20 protein-coding genes and 1 tRNA gene are annotated in these 19924 nt (G+C 40.1%); 8 read left to right on the top strand and 13 right to left on the bottom strand.

Annotated features, from left to right (window positions below):
• Window positions 1–59: 59 nt before the first annotated feature.
• Entirely contained in the window at window positions 60–1232 is a 1173-nt protein-coding gene (locus VRK28_RS07765) for a putative manganese transporter (protein ID WP_130166368.1), read from the top strand.
• 62 nt (window positions 1233–1294) lie between these two features.
• On the opposite strand, the gene VRK28_RS07760 is transcribed toward VRK28_RS07765, so the two are convergent.
• From VRK28_RS07760 to seqA, 6 genes are all read right to left on the bottom strand, one after another.
• On the bottom strand, window positions 1295–2863 hold the full coding sequence (locus VRK28_RS07760; RefSeq protein ID WP_332393689.1) for a dihydrolipoyllysine-residue acetyltransferase: 1569 nt from the start codon (window positions 2861–2863) through the stop codon (window positions 1295–1297).
• An 8-nt stretch (window positions 2864–2871) separates the two neighbouring features.
• Window positions 2872–3849: an alpha-ketoacid dehydrogenase subunit beta gene (locus tag VRK28_RS07755; protein WP_058584964.1), complete on the bottom strand. Its 978-nt coding sequence runs from the start codon at window positions 3847–3849 to the stop codon at window positions 2872–2874.
• Window positions 3849–5063 carry a thiamine pyrophosphate-dependent dehydrogenase E1 component subunit alpha gene (locus tag VRK28_RS07750; protein ID WP_062565319.1) on the bottom strand — a complete coding sequence of 405 codons (1215 nt, stop codon included), beginning with the start codon at window positions 5061–5063 and terminating at the stop codon, window positions 3849–3851. The genes VRK28_RS07755 and VRK28_RS07750 overlap by 1 nt, the downstream gene beginning before the upstream one ends.
• A 269-nt stretch (window positions 5064–5332) precedes the next feature.
• Entirely contained in the window at window positions 5333–6388 is a 1056-nt protein-coding gene (gene astE, locus VRK28_RS07745; RefSeq protein ID WP_332393688.1) for a succinylglutamate desuccinylase, read from the bottom strand.
• Between the two features lie 79 nt (window positions 6389–6467).
• Window positions 6468–8105 carry a phosphoglucomutase (alpha-D-glucose-1,6-bisphosphate-dependent) gene (gene pgm / locus VRK28_RS07740; protein WP_175078279.1) on the bottom strand — a complete coding sequence of 546 codons (1638 nt, stop codon included), beginning with the start codon at window positions 8103–8105 and terminating at the stop codon, window positions 6468–6470.
• A 16-nt stretch (window positions 8106–8121) separates the two neighbouring features.
• A complete protein-coding gene (seqA, locus tag VRK28_RS07735; RefSeq protein WP_332393686.1) occupies window positions 8122–8724 on the bottom strand; it encodes a replication initiation negative regulator SeqA in 603 nt (200 codons plus the stop codon).
• Between the two features lie 131 nt (window positions 8725–8855).
• On the opposite strand from seqA, the gene VRK28_RS07730 reads away from it, so the two are divergent.
• From VRK28_RS07730 to fur, 5 genes are all read left to right on the top strand, one after another.
• Complete coding sequence (locus VRK28_RS07730; protein WP_332393685.1) at window positions 8856–9620, top strand: alpha/beta fold hydrolase; 765 nt, start codon at window positions 8856–8858, stop codon at window positions 9618–9620.
• Between the two features lie 99 nt (window positions 9621–9719).
• Entirely contained in the window at window positions 9720–9941 is a 222-nt protein-coding gene (locus VRK28_RS07725) for a DUF2788 domain-containing protein (protein WP_036968243.1), read from the top strand.
• A gap of 2 nt (window positions 9942–9943) precedes the next feature.
• A complete protein-coding gene (ybfE, locus tag VRK28_RS07720) occupies window positions 9944–10222 on the top strand; it encodes a LexA regulated protein (protein ID WP_004586673.1) in 279 nt (92 codons plus the stop codon).
• A 14-nt stretch (window positions 10223–10236) separates the two neighbouring features.
• The gene (gene fldA, locus VRK28_RS07715) at window positions 10237–10764 is read left to right on the top strand and encodes a flavodoxin FldA (RefSeq protein WP_054553928.1); all 528 of its coding nucleotides are present in this window, start codon (window positions 10237–10239) and stop codon (window positions 10762–10764) included.
• A 190-nt stretch (window positions 10765–10954) separates the two neighbouring features.
• Window positions 10955–11398 carry a ferric iron uptake transcriptional regulator gene (fur, locus tag VRK28_RS07710; RefSeq protein ID WP_063529330.1) on the top strand — a complete coding sequence of 148 codons (444 nt, stop codon included), beginning with the start codon at window positions 10955–10957 and terminating at the stop codon, window positions 11396–11398.
• Between the two features lie 68 nt (window positions 11399–11466).
• Here fur and VRK28_RS07705 read toward each other — a convergent pair whose 3' ends face one another.
• The 7 genes from VRK28_RS07705 to VRK28_RS07675 all read right to left on the bottom strand — a co-directional run bounded on the left by VRK28_RS07705 (window position 11467) and on the right by VRK28_RS07675 (window position 16698).
• A complete protein-coding gene (locus VRK28_RS07705; protein WP_054553930.1) occupies window positions 11467–12084 on the bottom strand; it encodes an FKBP-type peptidyl-prolyl cis-trans isomerase in 618 nt (205 codons plus the stop codon).
• Between the two features lie 73 nt (window positions 12085–12157).
• Window positions 12158–12559: a hypothetical protein gene (locus VRK28_RS07700; RefSeq protein ID WP_130166376.1), complete on the bottom strand. Its 402-nt coding sequence runs from the start codon at window positions 12557–12559 to the stop codon at window positions 12158–12160.
• 52 nt (window positions 12560–12611) lie between these two features.
• Window positions 12612–12702 (bottom strand) — tRNA-Ser (locus VRK28_RS07695).
• A gap of 73 nt (window positions 12703–12775) precedes the next feature.
• Window positions 12776–13153, bottom strand: coding sequence for a hypothetical protein (locus VRK28_RS07690; protein WP_054561417.1), 378 nt, complete (start codon window positions 13151–13153; stop codon window positions 12776–12778).
• Window positions 13154–13352: 199 nt separating this feature from the next.
• Window positions 13353–13901: an NAD(P)H nitroreductase gene (locus VRK28_RS07685; RefSeq protein ID WP_063528448.1), complete on the bottom strand. Its 549-nt coding sequence runs from the start codon at window positions 13899–13901 to the stop codon at window positions 13353–13355.
• 63 nt (window positions 13902–13964) lie between these two features.
• Window positions 13965–14675: an HvfX family Cu-binding RiPP maturation protein gene (locus tag VRK28_RS07680; protein WP_332393683.1), complete on the bottom strand. Its 711-nt coding sequence runs from the start codon at window positions 14673–14675 to the stop codon at window positions 13965–13967.
• A 61-nt stretch (window positions 14676–14736) separates the two neighbouring features.
• Window positions 14737–16698 carry an oxidoreductase gene (locus tag VRK28_RS07675; RefSeq protein WP_130166380.1) on the bottom strand — a complete coding sequence of 654 codons (1962 nt, stop codon included), beginning with the start codon at window positions 16696–16698 and terminating at the stop codon, window positions 14737–14739.
• Between the two features lie 199 nt (window positions 16699–16897).
• On the opposite strand from VRK28_RS07675, the gene sppA reads away from it, so the two are divergent.
• Window positions 16898–18763 (top strand): signal peptide peptidase SppA, encoded by a 1866-nt coding sequence (sppA, locus tag VRK28_RS07670; protein WP_332393682.1) that lies wholly within the window; start codon window positions 16898–16900, stop codon window positions 18761–18763.
• A 59-nt stretch (window positions 18764–18822) separates the two neighbouring features.
• Window positions 18823–19833, top strand: a complete 1011-nt coding sequence (gene ansA / locus VRK28_RS07665) for an asparaginase (RefSeq protein WP_054561413.1) — start codon at window positions 18823–18825, stop codon at window positions 19831–19833.
• Window positions 19834–19924 lie beyond the last annotated feature (91 nt).

The following is a 19924-nucleotide window of genomic DNA, read 5'->3' as shown; positions in this document are numbered from 1 at the left end:
TTGATTTTCATTTAAAATCGTAATACAGTGTAGCCTGAATAATTTTTAGGTTGCACTGTATGCTCTCACTAACACAAACGAGGTTTATTCCTAATAAAGCGAGGTGTTACATTACGGACAATAAACGCTTAATTTTACCCCTTTTATTACTGATTTCTTTAGCGGTACCTGCAAGCCGAGAATTCACCCTACAAGCGCTTAGTGATGCTTTTTTTCAAGTATCTGTATTTGTTGCAGCCACCTTATTAATCTATTACTACCTTATTGATCGACTTCCTCAATTACAGCTTAGCTATTTACGTGCTAAATCAGGCATTCTAGAGGTGAGCTTTGCGTCTATTTTAGGTGCTTTACCTGGCTGTGGGGGTGCCATTATTGTGGTAACCCAATTTACTAAAAAGCAGGCTAGCTTTGGCTCTGTTGTTGCTGTCTTAACCGCAACCATGGGCGATGCCGCCTTTTTACTGTTAGCAACCCGCCCGCTTGATGGTTTATTAATGATGTTAATCGGTGTTGCTGTAGGAATTATTAGCGGTCAGATAGTTAATACATTTCATAGCCCAGATAAATTTCAACCTGACGAAGCAGGTGAATACTACGAGCAGCCTCAATGCCAACCAAAGGCTTTGAAATTTAGCCGCCCTATTTGGAAGTTTACCCTAGTCCCAAGCTTGATTATTGCTTTTGTTATTGCTACCAATTCTGACCTTAGCGAATTTAGTCAAAGCGTTAATACTGGCGTCACCCTGTTTGGCTCGATCATGGCGCTATTAACCGTGGTTGTGTGGTCGCTGTCTTCTAAAGGCAGCAGTTATAAGCAAGTAACAAGTGAAGAAGCGCCTTGCACACCTCCCTCAAAACTCACGAAAGTGTTAATGGACACGCACTTTGTTACTGCCTGGGTTGTTGCCAGTTTTATGCTGTTTGAAATTCTCGTTAACCTAGTCGGTGTTGATTTAACAGCCTGGTTTTCTGAGTATGCTTATCTTGCACCGCTGGTGGCTGTGGCTATTGGCTTATTACCTGGCTGCGGGCCACAAATCGTAGTGATGACACTCTATATTCAGGGTATTATTCCATTTAGTGCGATGGCAGCCAATGCAATTTCAAATGACGGCGATGCCCTATTCCCAGCTATTGCATTAGCGCCAAAAGCGGCCTTAATCGCGACGGTGTATTCAACAATACCTGCGCTGTTACTCGGTTATGGATTGTATTTTTACAGCATATAGCAAAGACAATATTTACAATTAAAAAAACCAGCCGAGGCTGGTTTTTTTAATGCTTACTAATGTTAGCTCATCGCCATCATCATTTTTGCAGGGTCTTCTAAGTAAGACTTCCATAAGTTATTGAAGCGGGCAATTGTACCGCCATCAATCACTCGGTGGTCTCCAGACCAGCTTACTTGCATAATAGCAGCTGAAACAACATTGCCTTGTGCATCAAAACGAGGTAAATGCTGCAGTTTACCTAAAGCAACAATCGCTACTTCAGGTTTATTGATGATCGGGGTTGCAATTGTGCCGCCAATCGCACCGATGTTAGAAATGCTAATAGTGCCGCCTTTCAAATCATCCGGTGAAACACGACCATCACGTGCTGCTTCAGTTAAGCGGGTCACTTCGTTTGCAACATCTACGATGCTCTTTGACTGGCACGATTTAATGTTTGGTACGAGTAAACCAATCTTAGAATCAACCGCCATACCGATGTTATGATCATCAAAGTAAGTTAGCTCGCTGCAATCATCATTTACTTGCGAGTTTAGTACTGGGAATTGCTTAATCGCTAACGACAGTGCTTTGATAAAGAACGGCATCATAGTGAGCTTAACGCCCTGTTGCTTATACTGCTCTTTAAGCTCACTGCGCATTGCAATCAGTTTAGTTAGGTCAATTTCATCACAGAAAGTAAAGTGAGGAATTGTCGAAACTGAAGCAACCATCTGCTTAGCCATTGCCGCTTTAATGCCTTTAATAGGCTCTACACGATTACCACCAGAAGATGCCACAGATGATACAGGCTCTGCCGCTTTTGGCGCAGCTTGTTGTGTTGCTGTTTGGCTTGGTGTTTCATTCAAGAAATCTTCGATATCTTGTTTATAAATACGGCCGTTTTTACCAGAGCCTGGTACTTGCGTTAAATCAACATCAAGTTCACGGGCTTTACGACGAACAGCAGGTGAAGCAACTGCTTTCTTATTAAGTTGTTTGCTAGAGTTTGCTGAAGCCGCAGGCTTCTGCGAAGGTTTAGTTGCTGCATTTGTTTGTGCTTTAACTACCGCAGAACTTACATCTGGCTCTGCGCTTTGCCCTGCAATGCTCATTTGGAATAATGGGCTGTGAACCGCTGCAATATCACCTTTTTGATAATAAAGCTTTTCAACTTTACCTGTGTACTTAGCCGGAATTTGCACCAATGCTTTGTCTGTCATTACATCACACACAGCTTGGTCTTCTACGATTTCATCGCCTTCACTCACTAACCACTCAACGATTTCACACTCAACGATACCTTCACCGATATCGGGTAAAATGAAATCTTCTAAGTGCTCACCCGCCTCAGATGATGCTTCAGTTGCAGCAGGCGCTTGCGCTTCTTCGCTTTGTGTTGGTGCTTCGCCATCAACATCCATTGCAAATAATGGTGCATGTACTTTCGCAATATCCCCTTTTGCATAATAAAGCTTACTGATCACACCATCATGAACAGCAGGAATTTGCACAAGCGCCTTGTCGGTCATAACATCACAAATAGGCTGGTCTTCTTTTACAGAATCGCCTTCTGCAACTAACCATTCAACAATTTCACACTCTACGATGCCTTCGCCGATATCTGGCAAGATAAAATCTTTAGACATACTGACTCCTAAAACTCTACTGATTGCTTAATCGCAGCAAGCACTTTAAGTGCATCCGGCACATATTCTTTTTCAAGTGCTAATGGGTATGGCGTATCTAAGCCACACACGCGAGCAATTGGCGATTCAAGGTGTAAGAAACACTCTTGTTGAATTGTTGCAACGATTTCTGCACCAAAACCATTCGTGATTGGTGCCTCGTGGCTTACCACTAAACGACCTGTTTTAGTCACTGATTTAGCAATGGTCTCAACATCCCATGGTAAAATGGTACGTAAGTCGATCACTTCACAGCTAATACCTTGCTCTGCAGCTTTTTTAGCGGCGTCTTCGATGATTTCCATCTGAGCACCCCAAGCAAGTACAGTGACATCAGTGCCTTCTTGCACGATCTCAGCTTTGCCAAGCTCGATGCTGTAATCTTCTTCTGGAACTTCACCTGTTGATGCACGGTATAAACGTTTCGGCTCAAAGAAAATAACAGGGTTATCATCTTTAATCGATGCACGAAGCAAACCTTTTGCTTGGTATGGGTTACGTGGCACAACCAACTTTAAACCCGGTGTGTGAGCAAAATAAGCTTCTGGTGATTGTGAGTGATATAAACCACCTGCAATACCACCACCGTATGGAGTACGGATTGTTAGATTGCCAACATTAAATTCATTACCACTACGGTAACGGAATTTTGCTGATTCATTCACGATTTGGTCAAATGCAGGGAAAATATAATCTGCAAACTGAATTTCAGCTAAAGCAGGTGCACCAAACGCCGCTAAACCATTAGCAAAACCTAAAATACCTTGCTCAGTTAATGGAGTATTGAACACACGATGCTTACCATATTTTTCTTGTAAGCCCGATGTTGCACGGAATACACCGCCAAAATAACCAACGTCTTCACCAAAAATACATGCATTTGGATGCTCTGCCATGGTGATATCAAGGGCAGAGTTAATTGCATGAAGCATGTTCATTTTAGCCATTACTTTAATCTCCCTGCAGTTGTTGGATAAGCATCAGGATGCTGCAAAATGTGATCTTTTAGTTCTTCATATTGTTTTTGCAGTGATGGGATTGGCTTATCATAAACATCAGAAATAAGCTCTTCTAATGCTGGCTTTTCAACTTTTTCAGCGCGTTTAAGGGCCGCTAAAATTTCTTCACGAATAGTTTCTTTGTCTTTTGCGTCTTGCGCTTCGTCTAACCAACCTTGCTTTAATAGCCACTTACGGAAACGCTCGATTGGACAGCCTTTATGTTTTGCTTCTTCATCTTTTGTGCGGTAACCACTAGGGTCGTCACTGGTTGAGTGAGCACCTAAACGATAGGCAATCGATTCAATTAAAACTGGTTCGCCTTTAGTAGTCGCAATCTCACGGGCTTTTTTCGTTGCAGCATAAACAGCAAGTGCATCAGCACCATCAACACGAATTGTTTTAATGCCGTAACCAACACCACGTGATGCAATACCATCACCTTTAAACTGTTCATCCGCAGGTGTAGAAATCGCATAACCATTGTTACGGGCAAAGAAAATAACCGGTGCTTCGTGAACTGCGGCCATATTTAAACCAGCATGGAAATCACCTTCAGATGCAGCGCCTTCACCAAAGTAACAAATAGTTATGTTATCGATAGTGCTGTTTAACTCACCTGTTTGGGCATCAATATGACGAACTTTTTGGCCATATGCATAACCTGTTGCTTGCGGAATTTGTGTACCAAGCGGTGATGAAATAGTCATGTAGTTAAGTTCGCGTGAGCCATAGTGAATTGGCATTTGGCGACCTTTACCCAAATCTTTTTCATTTGAGAACATTTGATTCATGAATTGGTCAAGGCTAAAACCACGATAACGTAAAGCTGCTTGCTCACGGTATTGGGCCATGATCATGTCGTTTTGATCAAGCGCTGCAGCTGATGCTGTTACAGCCGCTTCTTCGCCTAGACATTGCATATAAAAGCTAACACGGCCTTGACGCTGTGCTGCTTGCATACGCTCATCAAGTGCTCTAATAAAACGCATTGTTTCATATAGACGGATTGCCGTTGCTTTGTCGATATCAGGTGCGGTTGCACCTTCGTAGATGTCGCCTTCCTCATTAAGAATACTTAATGTAGGGATCGTTAATGCGTGACCGTCAATAAATGACAGTTCATGATTAATGTTTAGCGATACGTTATTTGGATTACTCATAACCTACCTTCTTTCGTTGTCAGAAACCTACGCTACTGCCCTTAATTATATTTTTATCAGCATGAGCTGTAAGGATAAAGTTTGCGCAATATTCAATCTAATTAAATTAAACTGCCGTCACTTTACGTTAACGTAAGTTGTTATTCAACTAATCATAGACGAATAGATGACAAATGGCTAAAAACGCATGGAAAGTTAACTATACAACAAGATAAATTCTTTAGAGTCATATAGTTAACTAAATTTAGATGGGTGTTAATGCAGAGATTTTAAATAAAGTTGCTATCAACTTGCATTGGAATAACAGTAAGCAAAGCGCGCTGACCTAAGGCTACATCAGCGTTTGGGAAGATAATAGCTTCACCGTCTACTTCCGCTTCATATCTGGTCTGACCATCAGTTGCCATTAATTCGCCCTTTGCGAAACCGGTGAAATTTTCTACATCATCAGCAAATGGAAAACTAAAGTCTTCGCAAGTACGGTTTATTGTTCTATATACTGAAAACAACTCGAAATCACCTGCATTAAATTCTTTATATTCGACAGATTCTTGACTAATTAATGCAGTTAAGGTTTTTTTGGTTTTCTCAAATCGCGACATGTCGTTTTCGCCAAATGGTTTTACTTGGCCAAGTTCTACCGTAAATGAGTCAGCTCCATGTACATACGACGAGTAGTAACTGAAGGTAGTTGCCGCTGATTTCATCATTAGTACCGTGTTTACGCCACAGCTAAGTAAAAATTGCAGTTGTGATTTTTTCCACGGTTTACCATGTAAGAAAGGATAGACTGCGAACTTTTCATTTTTAGAGCCACGAATTGCAGTGTGAAGATCATAATGAAAACGCTCATTGTCCTGGTTGCCTCTAGCAAAGAAATCAGAAACAACATCTTCAAGTAGCTTTGCACGAACTCGCTCTGGGTTTGAAGCAATGCCTTCTACAGTATGATGACCATTAAACAAACGGTTTAAGTTTTCATCTACAAAACGCTTACCGATATTAATAGATTTAGGATTACCATAAATGAACAGTACACGCTGCTTCAAGGAAAGTTGTTCTGTAATGATTGATTTGATTAATTGATCGCAAATTTCAATTGGCGCAGTTTCGTTACCATGTACTGCACTTGAAAGTACAATATCTTTGTTTGTTTGCTGTGCAGGTTGAAACTCAATGATACCCGTGTCGTGAACAGTGACATCAGTACCATTTGCAAGGGTAAAAGCACAAGATTCTAGTGAAAACTCATTGTTGCGAGTCAGGGTTAAAAAGTCGCCGGTACTTTTTAATTCTTCGAGATATGAAGGAGTTGAATAGCTCATTGTTCTATCCTAAAAATGCGTGAGAGTAGAATACAAAAACGGCTGAGAATCTCAGCCGTTTTAATAGGTAAAAAAGGAATTAGCTAATTACTGAATCAACCAGCTTTTTCGCTTCTTTTTCTAATAATGCTAGATGTTCTTCACCTTTGAATGATTCAAGGTAAATTTTATAAATATCTTCAGTGCCCGATGGACGTGCAGCAAACCAACCGTTTTCAGTAACAACTTTTAAACCGCCGATAGCAGCGTTATTACCAGGCGCATGGGTTAGTTTTTGCGTAATGGCATCACCCGCTAAGGTACTTGCAGTAACATCATCAGCTGATAACGCTTTTAAACGTGATTTTTGTTCTGCACTAGCTGGCGCATCAATACGTTTATAAATAGGCGCACCGAACTCTTGTTCAAGTTCTTTATAAAGCTGTGAAGGTGTTTTACCCGTTACGGCTAAAATCTCTGCAGCAAGAAGACCTAAGATGAAACCATCTTTATCAGTGTTCCAAACTGTACCATCAAAGCGTAAGAATGACGCCCCTGCACTTTCTTCACCACCAAAAGCAAGGGTACCTTTGCTTAAGCCTTCAACAAACCATTTAAAGCCTACAGGTACTTCTTTTACTTCACGGTTATTACGTGTAACTACTTTATCAATCATGCCGCTTGATACGAGCGTTTTACCAATTGCGACGTCTTTTGACCATTCGCGGTTATTTAATAAGTAGTCAATTGCAACTGCTAAAAAGTGATTTGGATTCATTAAGCCGTCAGGTGTAACAATACCATGGCGGTCATAGTCAGGGTCGTTACCAATACCGATATCATAGTCATCTTTTAATGCAATAAGGTTTGTCATTGCATAAGGTGATGAACAATCCATACGGATTTTGCCGTCTTTATCTAAAGGCATGAACGAAAATGTTGGATCAACAGACTCATTTACGACTGTTAAGTCTAAATTATATTTTTCTGCAATGACTGGCCAAAAGTTGATACCAGAGCCTCCAAGTGGATCCACACCAATTTTGATTTTCGCATCGCTAATTGCTTTTAGATTAACAATATTAACTAAGTCATCAACATAAGGGGTAATTAAGTCTTGGTACTTAATAAAACCAGAACGTGATGCTTTAGCATATGGAAATAACTCTACTTCAACTAAGTCTTCTAAAAGTAATTGATTCGCTCTGTCTTCAATCCACTTAGTAACATCAGTATCTGCAGGGCCGCCATTTGGCGGGTTATATTTAAAACCACCGTCTTCTGGCGGATTATGTGAAGGAGTTACCACAATACCATCAGCAAGTTCATTTGGGTTTTCTTTGTTATGGCAAACAACAGCATGACTAATTACCGGCGTTGGCGTGTAATCGTCATTTTCTTGTGCAATGACTTGCACTTCGTTTGCAACAAGTACTTCAATAGCAGAGTTAAAAGCCGCTTCACTCAATGCATGTGTATCTTTACCTAAGAAAAGTGGGCCAAAAATATTGTTTTCTTTACGGTAATCACAAATTGCTTGAGTGATCGCTAAAATATGCGATTCATTAAATTTTACATCGAACGAACAACCACGATGGCCAGACGTACCAAAAGCAACACAATGCTCTGGGTTTTGTTCTAGGTCAGGTTCATTTAAGTAATAAGCAGAGATCAGTTTTGGTACATTCACTAAGCTTGATTGCGGTGCAGGTTTACCTGCATCTGGATGAATCGCCATATTATTTCCTTATGGATTATAAGTAATCACGAATTTTTTCTGCTTCATCTGCGCTGTAGCCTAAGCACAGTGCTACTTCGTGAAGCATCATTTTTTTTCTGGTTGTATTTGAATTTGTCATCACCCAATACTCAGTATCAGTGATATTTTTTGGATTCATGCTGCTACCGCTTTCCAGTAGTGCTTCTTTGCTAGTGGCAAAATAAACACGGTCACGGCCTTTAATTTCAAGCACATTAGCAAAATCTTTTTTATGTGTTCTATATAAAGCAGCTAGTATAAATAAGAATCGACCAACAACACCTTTTTGCATTGCTAGCTCTTCTTTGTTTAATACATTAAACACATTACCTTTCACTTGTGTCGATGCTGTGACAGTTTGTGCAGCCTCTTCAACATTTTCGTCGCTTGGTTCAGGGCTTGTTTCTTTTTCTGCTTGTTCTTGTACTTCAACAACTGGGGTTTCTTGTTCAGTTTTAGTAGTTGTTTCAACTGGGGCATTGGCGCCATCAGAGAGGTTTAATAAACGACGCAAAATGGTTGATGCACTTTCACCAATACTTTGCGTGTTGCTTGCAATGTATTGATATAACTCGTCGTCTATGTCGATTTTTTTCATGTTATTCCTGTCTTTACGGGTCACATTTTAAAAGTTCTCATTGATTATACCTAAGCTCGCAGCAATTCTCTATGTTTTGCATTTTGTAATTTCACTAGGCAAAATACTGCCATTAAAATTAGGAGTTGAAAATGCTATTAAACTACCAACAAATGGGTCAAGGTTCAGACGTTGTATTGATCCACGGTTTGTTTGGCTCACTTGAAAACCTCAATGTAATCGCAAAAGCATTAGCTGAAAATTATCGTGTAACGAATATTGATTTACGTAACCACGGTAAATCATTCCATAGCGATACCATGAATTATCACGCAATGGCTAAAGATGTCAGTGAGTTACTTGAACATCTAAATATTAGTAAAGCGCACATCATAGGTCATTCAATGGGTGGCAAAGTGGCCATGCAATTAGCACTTAATCACCCAGAGCTTATTGGTAAACTTGTTGTGTTAGATATTTCTCCTGTTGCTAATAACCCGCGTCACAGCGCTATTTTTGCAGGCCTAAACGAAGTTGCACAGTCTAATATCACAGATAGAAAAGCGGCTGATGAAATACTTGCCAAGCACATTGATGAAATGGGCGTACGTCAGTTTTTATTAAAAAGCTTTGCTAAAAATGATGAAGGTCACTATCAATGGCGCTTTAATTTAGCTGTTTTATACCAGCAATATGAAAATATTTTAGCGCAAGTTAGTGAAAATGATTCTTGTTTATGTGATACTTTATTCATTAAAGGTAATGATTCTGACTACATTTTAGCAGAACACCGCCCTGCTATTATGGCGTTATTCCCTAATGCAAAAGCAAAAATTATTCATGGTGCTGGTCACTGGCTACATGCCCAAAAACCACTTGCTGTAAATAAAGCAATCAGCGATTTTTTAGCTCATTAATTGGGCTGATAAAATTCGCTGTTTTTGATCGTGCGCACTAAATTATTACAAATTTGTGTGCTATAGTACGCGCCGTTTAATTTAAAGGTTTATACGTTGATGGTCAGTCAGTTAATTAACGAATTTGATACCTTAGGGTTGTATTTTGGCTTAGCCGGTATTTTCTTTTTTATTGGAATGGCAATTCAAGACGTCCTTAAAAAAGGTGATGTACCACGATTTGGCCGATACATCGTTTGGTTAGTGCTATTTTTAGGCTGTTCTGGGTTTATAGCGAAAGGACTTATTCAAGTCTTCTGGCAAGGCGCAGGTGTGGGCTAGACATGGCAAAGTCAGAAACAGATAGAACAACACCCGATTTATTTGAATACGAAAAGCGTCCAGGTAGGCCGAAAACAAATCCCCTACCTCGCGATATGCAATTAAAAGTAAATAAACGTAATCAAATAAAGCGAGATAAAGCACGTGGTTTAAAGCGTGTAGAATTTAAGGTTTCATCACAGTTATATCAAGCATTAAGCGATATGGCAGATGCGCAGAATATTAGCCGTAGCGCGTTGATTGAAACAATTTTACAAGAAAGATTGGCTATTGATAGATAGAAGGTTTTAAATCCATGTCAAGCGTAGGTATTTTTTTCGGAAGTGACACAGGCAATACTGAACACGTAGCTAAAATGATTCAAAAAGAATTAGGTAAAAAGCTTGTAGCGGTTCACGACATTGCAAAAAGTTCTAAAGAAGAGATTGCTGAATTCGATTTATTGTTATTCGGTATTCCAACTTGGTACTACGGTGAAGCTCAATGTGACTGGGATGATTTCTTCCCTGAATTAGAAGAAGTTGACTTCGAAGGTAAACTTGTTGCTATTTTCGGCTGCGGTGACCAAGAAGACTATGCAGAATACTTCTTAGATGCAATGGGCATGATCAACGATATCGTTACTGAGCGTGGCGCAATCGTAGTGGGTCATTGGTCAACTGAAGGCTACGACTTTGAAGCTTCAAAAGCACTAGTAGATGACAGCAACTTTGTTGGCCTTGGTATTGATGAAGACCGTCAACCAGAGCTTACTGAAAAGCGTGTTAAAGATTGGTGTGCTCAGGTTTATGATGAAATGTGTTTAGCGGAACTTGCTGATTAATAACAAGTACTACTCGCATTTACTAGCTGATGTAAAGATGCACAACCAGTTCATTTTTGTTTGAAAAATCGGCAAATAGACGAATTGTTCTTTGCACTTAGTAACTAGGCACGTTATTCTAATAGTTGCTAATGTGTCGTGTGCATCTTGATGATGCCTAGTATAACTAAATAAAATTGAGACAGATTGAATGACTGATCACAACTTGGAATTAAAAAAAGCAGGGTTAAAAGTAACTCTGCCGCGTATTAAAATTTTAGAGATTCTGCAATCTCCAGACAACCAACACATCAGCGCTGAAGATGTCTATAAAATCCTATTAGACAAAGGCGAAGAGATTGGTCTTGCAACTGTCTACCGTGTTCTTAACCAATTTGATGATGCAGGTATTGTATCTCGCCACCACTTCGAAGGCGGCAAGTCAGTATTTGAATTATCAGGTAGCACTCACCATGACCACTTAGTGTGCCTAAAATGTGGTAAGGTTGTTGAGTTTGAAGACGATACTATTGAACGTCGTCAAGAAGAAATCGCAAAAGAGAATGGTATTAAACTGACTAACCACTCTCTTTACCTATATGGTGAATGTGAAGACACTGCTGCGTGTAAAGAATACGCTGAATCAAATAGCTAATTAGCTATTTGTTTCAGACATAAAAAAACCTGCTTTAAGCAGGTTTTTTTATGTCTATTTGAAATCGATTAGATGATTTCTAATAGCTCAACGTCAAAGATTAGCGTTGAGAAAGGAGCGATTGCTGCACCAGCACCGCGCTCACCGTAAGCAAGTTCGTGTGGTACGTATAAGCGCCACTTAGAACCAGTACCCATCATTTGTACTGCTTCAGTCCAACCTTTGATTACACCGCCAACTGGGAATTCAGCTGGTTGACCACGCTCGTATGAGCTATCAAATACTGTACCGTTGATTAGTGTACCGTGGTAGTGTGCACGGATTGTTGAATCTGCAGTTGGTTTTTCACCGTCGCCTGCAGTAAGTACTTCGTATTGAAGACCTGATTCAGTTACTGTTACTTCAGGACGTTTTGCATTTTCTTCTAAGAATGCAATACCTTCAGCTGCAAGAACTTTAGCTTCTTCTTCACGACGAGCTTGGATCTCAGCGTTGATTTTCTCAAAAGCTGCTTGAATTGCTGGGATTTCAACTTGGAAATCGTTACCAGTGTATGCGTCTTTCATACCTTCAAATACAGAATTTAAGTTTAAACCTTCGAATGGATTCGCTTTTAATTGCTCACCCATTTGTAAACCAATACCGTAACTTGCTTTTTCAGCGTCTGTTGTAAAATTATCTGACATGTTTTAATTCACGTTTATTTAGTTAAAAGACGTGCTCATACTAACATAAAAAAACAACGAATATCGCCTAGTTTTACTGCGTTTGCTCAGTGTTTGCACTAATTCGCTGCTTTATTTTATCAATTACAAATGTCGCAACAGGTAATGTAGCGATCATCGAAGCAATAAAAAAGCCGCTCATTAAACCATCTTTGCCTAACATAACTAAAGGCACGGCAATAAGACCCACAGTCGAAATCACACATGCAGCAATGACAGGCCAATGCTTGTCGTATTTGCCAATAAGGTGCCCTACTAACACATTAAAGCCAATACCATAAGCGATTGAAGATATTAGCCCGTAATCAGGCTGCGCATCATGGGCCATAGCTACAAGTACATTGATCCCGCTGTGATAAAAATAAGAAAAGATACACCAAAGCAGAACATGTTTAACAATGCGCATTAGTGTAGAAGAAGACTCGCTTGCTGACATTACTTTTCTCCAGATAGCAAAAAACCGCCCTGAAGGCGGTTTTTCTAAATAATGGTGGAGAGATAGGGATTTGAACCCTAGAGGGGCTACAAACCCCTGCCGGTTTTCAAGACCGGTGCATTCGACCACTCTGCCATCTCTCCGTACGGCGCGCATAATAGTGTTTACTGCGTTCGTTGTAAAGCCTTAAATGTAAAAAACTTTAAAAAAGTAATTTTAATAGTACTGCTTAGGGCGCTTTGCGATTAAAGAGCAAACTAAACAAACAATTAAACTAACAATTGCAAAGCCTGAACCCTGCACTATTACGTCAATTTTATTGAGGTTATAGCTAGGTATAATGACTAATGCAAAGGCTGGTAAGCAGGTGATCGTTAAAACGTAGCAACAAATTTTAAAAGCGCGGCCGAAATCGAAACGTTTAGTGCTTTGCATCCACCAAGTCAGTAGGAGTAATACCACTACAGCAGACAAGCCAAGGTAATGAGGTTGCTTCGTAGACATGGCAACAAAAAAAGTGACCACGGCGCCAACTAAGCCCCAAATTGACCAAGCGAACCAATTTTCTTTTTCACGTAAAAATAAGTTTCCCATCGTTCTCGTCTTCTTTATCGTTATTTTTTTAAGACTATCCATACGTTAACAAAAAATAACCGATTAAAAAACACACTGAAGAAGAATTATTTCGTTTTTTGCATCCGTGCGCTTCTTACAGCTAAGCTAAATCTAAAAAAACTAACATAAGTAAGCTTAATAGTGTCTGACTGCTTAACTGCAAAAAAGTTCCTAATATTTATAAATTCTCAAAAAATGTCTCTGGCTTGTGTCTGATTGGTTTTTTAATGTCGACTTCTGGCGTACCTAAATATAGGTAGCCAACAATCTCATCATCTTCTTTACAACCAAGTGCCGCTTTAACAGCTGGGCTCTGTGCAAAATAACCTGTACGCCAAATGCCCCCTAAACCTTGAGCAAAGGCCGCTTGTTGCATTGCAAGTACAGCGCAGCCTGCACTTTGTACTTGTTCAATACGTGGCACTTTTGGGTTTTCAGTTACATCAGCAATGGCAATGATCATCATAGGCGAACGCAGCGGTAGCTCTTTAGCGCGCTCAATGGTTCTATCATCTTGGTTTTCAGCAACAGCGGCTTGATGGTAGATATCTCCTAATTTATTACGTGCGTCGCCTTCAACCACAATAAACCGCCAAGGCGCAATACAGCCATGATCAGGCACTTTTATGGCCGCTCGCTTAATAATTTCAAGTTGTTCTGCAGTTGGTCCTGGTGCGGTAAGGCGAGGATCTGATTGTCGAGTTTGTAATAGCGTTAAAGCGTCCATGAATATTCCGTAAATGCTTAAGTACGATGCCCCTGAATAATCGGGGCAGAAAACCCAAGCTTATCATTTATCTTTAATAGCAATAAAGCTATTCGATGCTTTTCTAGTTAACCAATAATCTAAACTAACGTAACGACCGCCCCCTACAAAAAATAAACTTAAGAGCATAACAAAGTATATTGCGGAAAACTCAATACCATTATTTAATATTACAGGTTTTCCTTTCGCATAGAGGTACTCTGTATAACCATGCGTTTCTAGCAACTCGCGCATTTTCGTTAATCGCTCACTGGCTTCATTGGAATTGACTAAACTGGCTTCACTTCCTGGTATTGCTAGCCAATTCAGTACTCTCGCAGGGCTGGTACTGGCATCTGTGGGTGTTACAGCAAACCAGCCATTACTGGCATGTACTGTTGTCGCTGCAACCAGCATGGTGATCATCAAAGGAATAGCTGTTAAACGAGTAAATAAACCCAATAATATAAAGATCCCCCCTAAAAACTCAGTCCATGCAGCTAAAAAGGCTAATACAGAGGGCATAGGTAGGCCTAAACCCCAGTCACTATTTCCAAACCAAGCAACAATATCTTCAGATGCTAAAAAGTATTGATAAAAATGAGTTACATCACCGCTTAAAGCTAGTTTATTAAAGCCGGCAATGATCATCACTGGTGCTAAGATCAAGCGAATTAATAGACTCGGTAGCCCGTCTAAAAACTGCAGTTTATTTAAAATGCGATGGTAAAGGGGTATTAGGTGTGTGTTCAACATAGCGGTCTCGTGACTAAATAGATTAATCACATAGACCGCACGTTTTCTAGTTTACTTTCAATTAAATTTTACGAGCAACTTGTAGCGCTTCAAAAATCGCACGTTTTGCATCAATAGCAGCAGCTAGTTTTGCGCCACCAATAACGTGTACTTTCGCGTTTTCGGTTTGATTGTCGAACGTTTCAGTATTTGACACCTGACCAATACAGGCAATCACAGTATCAACATCGAGGATTTGCTCTTCACCTTTTACAGTAATTTTCAAACCTTGCTTATCAAAGCTTAGATACTGACACTCAGCTATTTGTTTAACACCGTGTTGTTTAGCAACTTGACGATGGATCCACCCCGTTGTTTTACCCAGTTCACTACCAAAGCGCCCTGCACTTCGCTTAAGCATGTAAATTTGGCGATTGTCTTTTTCAGGCGCAGCTTCGCATTCAATACCCCATTGAGTTTTGAATTGCTCAATTGTTTGGCCTTTGTGTTCACTTAAAAAGGCAACCATATCAAAACCGATACCACCGGCACCTAGAATCGCAATTTTCTCGCCTAGTTCTACTTCACCACGAATTACTTCATCATAAGCGAATACACGTTTGCCATCACTGCATTCTATTTTGGCTTCACGCGGACGTACGCCTGTTGCAAAAACCACATCATCGTATTGATTGAGCATATTGTCAGTAAACTCAGTACCGAGCTGTAAATCGACATTTAAACGCTTTAATTCATTAGTAAAGTAGTTAAGGGTATGGTTAAAGTCTTCTTTACCCGGCACTTGCATGGCTAAATTAAATTGGCCACCCATTTGTTCTTTACGTTCAATTAAAGTCACTTTATGACCTTTCTCTGCTAAGTAACAACTTGCAGCAAGGCCAGCAGGGCCAGCCCCTACAACCAGTACTAATCGAGACGATGGTGCTTTTTCAAGACTATAATCTAACTCAAAAGCCGCTTGTGGGTTAACCAAACAGGTTGCACGTTTGTTTTTAAACACATGGTCTAAACAGCCCTGATTACAACCAATACAAATATTGATTTGCTCAGACTTATTATTAACGTATTTATTGAAAAACTCAGGGTCTGCTAATAAAGGACGTGCCATCGAAATTAAATCAGACTCGCCTGCTTCTAAAATTCCATTGGCAATTTCTGGAGTATTAATACGGTTGACCGCGATAACAGGCACAGATACCGTTTCTTTCAAGCGTTTTGATGCTTCTTTAAATGCACCTGGTGGTACCATACTGGCAATCGTTGGTACACGAGCTTCGTGCCAACCAATACCGGTGTTAAAGATATCAACGCCTGCTTGTTCAAGTGCTAGGGCTTGTTGTTTTACTTCATCAGGCGTTGATCCATTAGGAATTAAATCCATCACAGACAAACGAAATACAATAATAAACTTTTGACTTACTTTAGCGCGTACAGCTTTAACAATATCTACCGCCAAGCGCATGCGGTTTTCTAAACTACCGCCATAGTTGTCTGTTCTTTTATTAGTGTGGTTAGCCATGAATTCATTAATCAAATAACCTTCAGAACCCATGATTTCAACACCGTCATAACCTGCTTTTTCAGCCAATTTTGCAGAGTTAGCAAAGTCTTTGATGGTTTTTTTAATTGAACCTAACGACATTTCTTTAGGTTTATACGGATTAATAGGTGCCTGAATTGAGCTTGGCGCTTGATTGAATGGATGATAAGCATAGCGACCTGCGTGCAATAATTGTAAGCAAATTTTTCCGCCATGCTGATGCACTGCATCAGTATATGCTTTGTGTTTGATCACATCATAAAATGAGTTAAATGTTGATGCGAACGGAGATAGCTTGCCACGAATATTTGGGCTATAACCACCTGTAATGATTAAACCCGTGCCGCCTTTGGCACGTGCTTCGTAGAATGCACGTAAGCGTTTACGGTTATGCCAGCCTTCTTCTAAGCCGGTATGCATTGAGCCCATAACCAAACGATTACGAAGTTCGGTATGCGGTAATTGTAATTTTTGTTCTAACATTGTGTGCCCCGTTAACTGGTCGAACCTCTATTTGAAATAGATTCTGCGGCAATAACTTAGAATAATCAACTTTTCACCGGTAATTATTCTGTAGCAAATTGTCGTTTTAAACACTCTGTTACTATTTAACAGTTAAATTTAAAGTTATTCTAAGCTAAGATGAGATCACTACTAAGCTGTACTGAATTAAGGATTTATTTTGCTAGCAAAGATATTTAAAGGCATTTGGACCGGGATTAATTTCTCCCGCCGTTTGGTCCTAAACATATTATTTCTATTACTAGTAATACTCTTCTTTGTTGCCATCACAGGTGAAGAAGACCAAGTAAAAGTAGCAGACGGAACCGTGCTACGCCTAAACTTAAATGGCCCTATTGTTGAAGAAAAAACGTATGTTGATCCTGTAGAAGAAGCAATCAACGATGCAACTATGGGTAAAGAAGCACCATCAGAAATTCTTCTTGATGATGTTGTTGAAGTGATCAACCAAGCAACTAAAGATGATCGCATCAGTGTAATGCTTCTTGATCTACAAAAAATGCCAAGTGCACACATCAATAAGCTAAAACAAATAACTAAAGCTATTGATGCCTTTAAAGAGGCAGGCAAGCAAGTTATTGCAACGGGCTATTACTATACACAAGCTCAATACTATATTGCAGCCCACGCTAATGAAGTGTCTATGCACCCTTATGGTGGTGTAAGCATTGAAGGCTACGGTATGTTCCCGCTTTATTTCAAAGATGCGCTTGAAAAGTTAAAAGTGACTCAACATATTTTCCGTGTTGGTACTTATAAGTCAGCGGTTGAGCCTTTTATTCGTAATGACATGTCAGATGCGGCAAAAGAAGCGAATAGCGTTTGGTTAACTGCACTTTGGAACGAGTATAAAACTGACGTTGCTGCGAGCCGTCCATTCGATGAAAGTAATTTCGATGAAGATATGGATGTTTACCTTGCAAAAATGCAAGCAGTTGATGGTAACTCGGGCCAATACGCGCTAAATAATCAGTGGGTTGATTCTTTAAAAACCTCACAACAAATTCGCCAACAGCTCATTGAGTTAGTGGGTGCAGAAGAAACAGGCAAAACCTTTAAGCAAGTAAGCTTCCGTGAGTATTTATCGCTGGTAAAACCGCCTGTTGAGTTCGATAACCCAATCACTGAAAAAGTGGCTGTGGTTGTTGCAAAAGGCACCATTGTTGATGGCGAGCGTAAAGCAGGTGAAATTGGTGGTGACTCTACAGCAGCTCTTCTTCGCAAAGCGCGTCTTGATGACAAAGTAAAAGCCGTAGTACTACGCATCGATTCAGGTGGTGGTAGTATGTTTGCTTCTGAAGTTATCCGTGCTGAAGTACTAGCTCTTAAGGCAGCGGGTAAACCGGTTATCGCTTCAATGAGCTCAGTGGCAGCATCAGGTGGTTACTGGATTGCATCTGCAGCCAATGAAATTTGGGCAGCCCCTAGTACAATTACAGGTTCAATCGGTGTATTCGGTACTTTCATGACATTTGAAAATACAATGGCTGAATTAGGTATTTACTCAGATGGCGTTGCTACAACAGACCTTGCTGGCTTCTCTATTGCACGCCCACTTGACGAGAAAATGTCAGATATCATTCAAATGAGCGTTGAAAATGCATACAAACGCTTTTTAAATGTAGTGGCTGAAGCGCGCAACATGACCCCTGAGCAAGTGGATAAAATTGCCCAAGGCCGGGTATGGATTGCAACTCAAGCAAAAGAGCTGGGGTTAGTTGATAAACTTGGCGATAAGCAAGATGCAATTAAGGCGGCAGCTGAGCTTGCTAAGCTTAATCATTATGATGTTAAGACCATCAAACAGTCTTTAACACCACAAGAGCAAATGCTGCAAGATATCTTTGGCACCGCGGCTGTTAAGAGCTTCTTTGCTAAGTCTGATTCATCACAATCAGTACTAGCAACACAAGCCAACTTACAAAGCCTTATTAATCAGTTAAGTAGTGAAATTGATAACCTAAAAGATTACAACGATCCACAAGGCGTTTACGCTCGTTGTTTAGTGTGTAATGTAATTCAATAAGTTACTTAGCTAAGCGATTTTAGGTATACTAAGCCCAGTTATTTAACTGGGCTTTTTTTATGAAACGTAAACGTATATATATCGCCTATACGGGTGGTACTATCGGTATGAAAAAATCGAGCCGTGGCTATGTTCCGGCAGAAGGTTTTTTAACCGAAACAGTGGTCAATAATGCAGAGTTTAATCGTGATGAAATGCCTTTGTTTGATATTCACGAATATTGCCCGCTCATTGATTCTTCAGATATGTCCCCTGCCCACTGGCAATTAATTGCTGACGATATTAAGAGTAAATACCAAGACTATGATGGCTTTGTGGTTTTGCATGGTACCGATACCATGGCCTACACAGCTTCTGCTTTGTCTTTCATGTTCGAAAACCTAACAAAACCTGTGATTGTGACAGGCTCACAAATTCCATTGTCGCAACTTCGTTCTGATGGCCAAGTAAACTTACTTAATGCCATGTATTTAGCCGCTAATTACCCAATTGCTGAAGTAAGCCTGTTTTTTAATAACCAATTATTCCGCGGTAACCGTGCAACAAAAGCCCATGCTGATGGCTTTGATGCCTTTGCATCACCGAACCTTGAACCATTAGCACTGTCTGGAATTAATATTCAACTGATCAAAGGGCAATTAAGCCCATACGTTGATAACGAACTTCAGGTGTCAAATATCACGCCACAGCCAATAGGTGTGCTTTATCTCTACCCTGGGATAAGCCCAAAAGTGGTTAAAAGTTTAGTTAATGACGACATCAAAGCACTAGTTTTATTAAGTTTTGGCGTAGGTAATGCCCCGCAAGATCCGGCGTTCTTAGATATTCTTAATGATGCAAGTAAACGCGGTATGGTAATTGTTAATCTAACGCAGTGCTTAAAAGGCCAAGTTAATATGGGCGGTTATGCAACCGGTAATGCCTTATTAAATTGTGGTGTGATCAGTGGCTACGATATGACATTAGAAGCCTGTTTGACCAAGTTACACTACTTATTTAGTCAAAAGCTAGAAGTAGAAACAATTCGTCACTTGATGCAAGACAACCTGCGCGGTGAGCTAAGTCGTTAATACAGCAAATACAAAAAAGGCACCAATTGGTCAATGCCAGTCAGTTAAGCTGACTGGCATTTCTTTTTTTATGTGGGTACTTTGATGGCTT

This window comes from Pseudoalteromonas sp. P80D2, assembly GCF_036680945.1.
Taxonomy (GTDB): domain Bacteria; phylum Pseudomonadota; class Gammaproteobacteria; order Enterobacterales; family Alteromonadaceae; genus Pseudoalteromonas; species Pseudoalteromonas shioyasakiensis.
This window is presented reverse-complemented; position numbering and strand designations above follow the sequence as displayed.

Bases quoted from the DNA above. Each gene is read 5' to 3' on its own strand.
- fldA (WP_054553928.1), top strand. From the start codon at position 10,237: ATGTCAAGCGTAGGTATTTTTTTCGGAAGTGACACAGGCAATACTGAA.
- VRK28_RS07675 (WP_130166380.1), bottom strand. From the start codon at position 16,698: ATGTTAGAACAAAAATTACAATTACCGCATACCGAACTTCGTAATCGT.
- VRK28_RS07680 (WP_332393683.1), bottom strand. From the start codon at position 14,675: ATGTTGAACACACACCTAATACCCCTTTACCATCGCATTTTAAATAAA.
- VRK28_RS07700 (WP_130166376.1), bottom strand. From the start codon at position 12,559: ATGTCAGCAAGCGAGTCTTCTTCTACACTAATGCGCATTGTTAAACAT.
- VRK28_RS07690 (WP_054561417.1), bottom strand. From the start codon at position 13,153: ATGGGAAACTTATTTTTACGTGAAAAAGAAAATTGGTTCGCTTGGTCA.
- VRK28_RS07755 (WP_058584964.1), bottom strand. From the start codon at position 3,849: ATGGCTAAAATGAACATGCTTCATGCAATTAACTCTGCCCTTGATATC.
- pgm (WP_175078279.1), bottom strand. From the start codon at position 8,105: ATGGCGATTCATCCAGATGCAGGTAAACCTGCACCGCAATCAAGCTTA.
- VRK28_RS07760 (WP_332393689.1), bottom strand. From the start codon at position 2,863: ATGTCTAAAGATTTTATCTTGCCAGATATCGGCGAAGGCATCGTAGAG.
- VRK28_RS07725 (WP_036968243.1), top strand. From the start codon at position 9,720: ATGGTCAGTCAGTTAATTAACGAATTTGATACCTTAGGGTTGTATTTT.
- VRK28_RS07750 (WP_062565319.1), bottom strand. From the start codon at position 5,063: ATGAGTAATCCAAATAACGTATCGCTAAACATTAATCATGAACTGTCA.
- VRK28_RS07705 (WP_054553930.1), bottom strand. From the start codon at position 12,084: ATGTCAGATAATTTTACAACAGACGCTGAAAAAGCAAGTTACGGTATT.
- ybfE (WP_004586673.1), top strand. From the start codon at position 9,944: ATGGCAAAGTCAGAAACAGATAGAACAACACCCGATTTATTTGAATAC.
- fur (WP_063529330.1), top strand. From the start codon at position 10,955: ATGACTGATCACAACTTGGAATTAAAAAAAGCAGGGTTAAAAGTAACT.
- seqA (WP_332393686.1), bottom strand. From the start codon at position 8,724: ATGAAAAAAATCGACATAGACGACGAGTTATATCAATACATTGCAAGC.
- VRK28_RS07730 (WP_332393685.1), top strand. From the start codon at position 8,856: ATGCTATTAAACTACCAACAAATGGGTCAAGGTTCAGACGTTGTATTG.
- ansA (WP_054561413.1), top strand. From the start codon at position 18,823: ATGAAACGTAAACGTATATATATCGCCTATACGGGTGGTACTATCGGT.
- VRK28_RS07685 (WP_063528448.1), bottom strand. From the start codon at position 13,901: ATGGACGCTTTAACGCTATTACAAACTCGACAATCAGATCCTCGCCTT.
- VRK28_RS07765 (WP_130166368.1), top strand. From the start codon at position 60: ATGCTCTCACTAACACAAACGAGGTTTATTCCTAATAAAGCGAGGTGT.
- astE (WP_332393688.1), bottom strand. From the start codon at position 6,388: ATGAGCTATTCAACTCCTTCATATCTCGAAGAATTAAAAAGTACCGGC.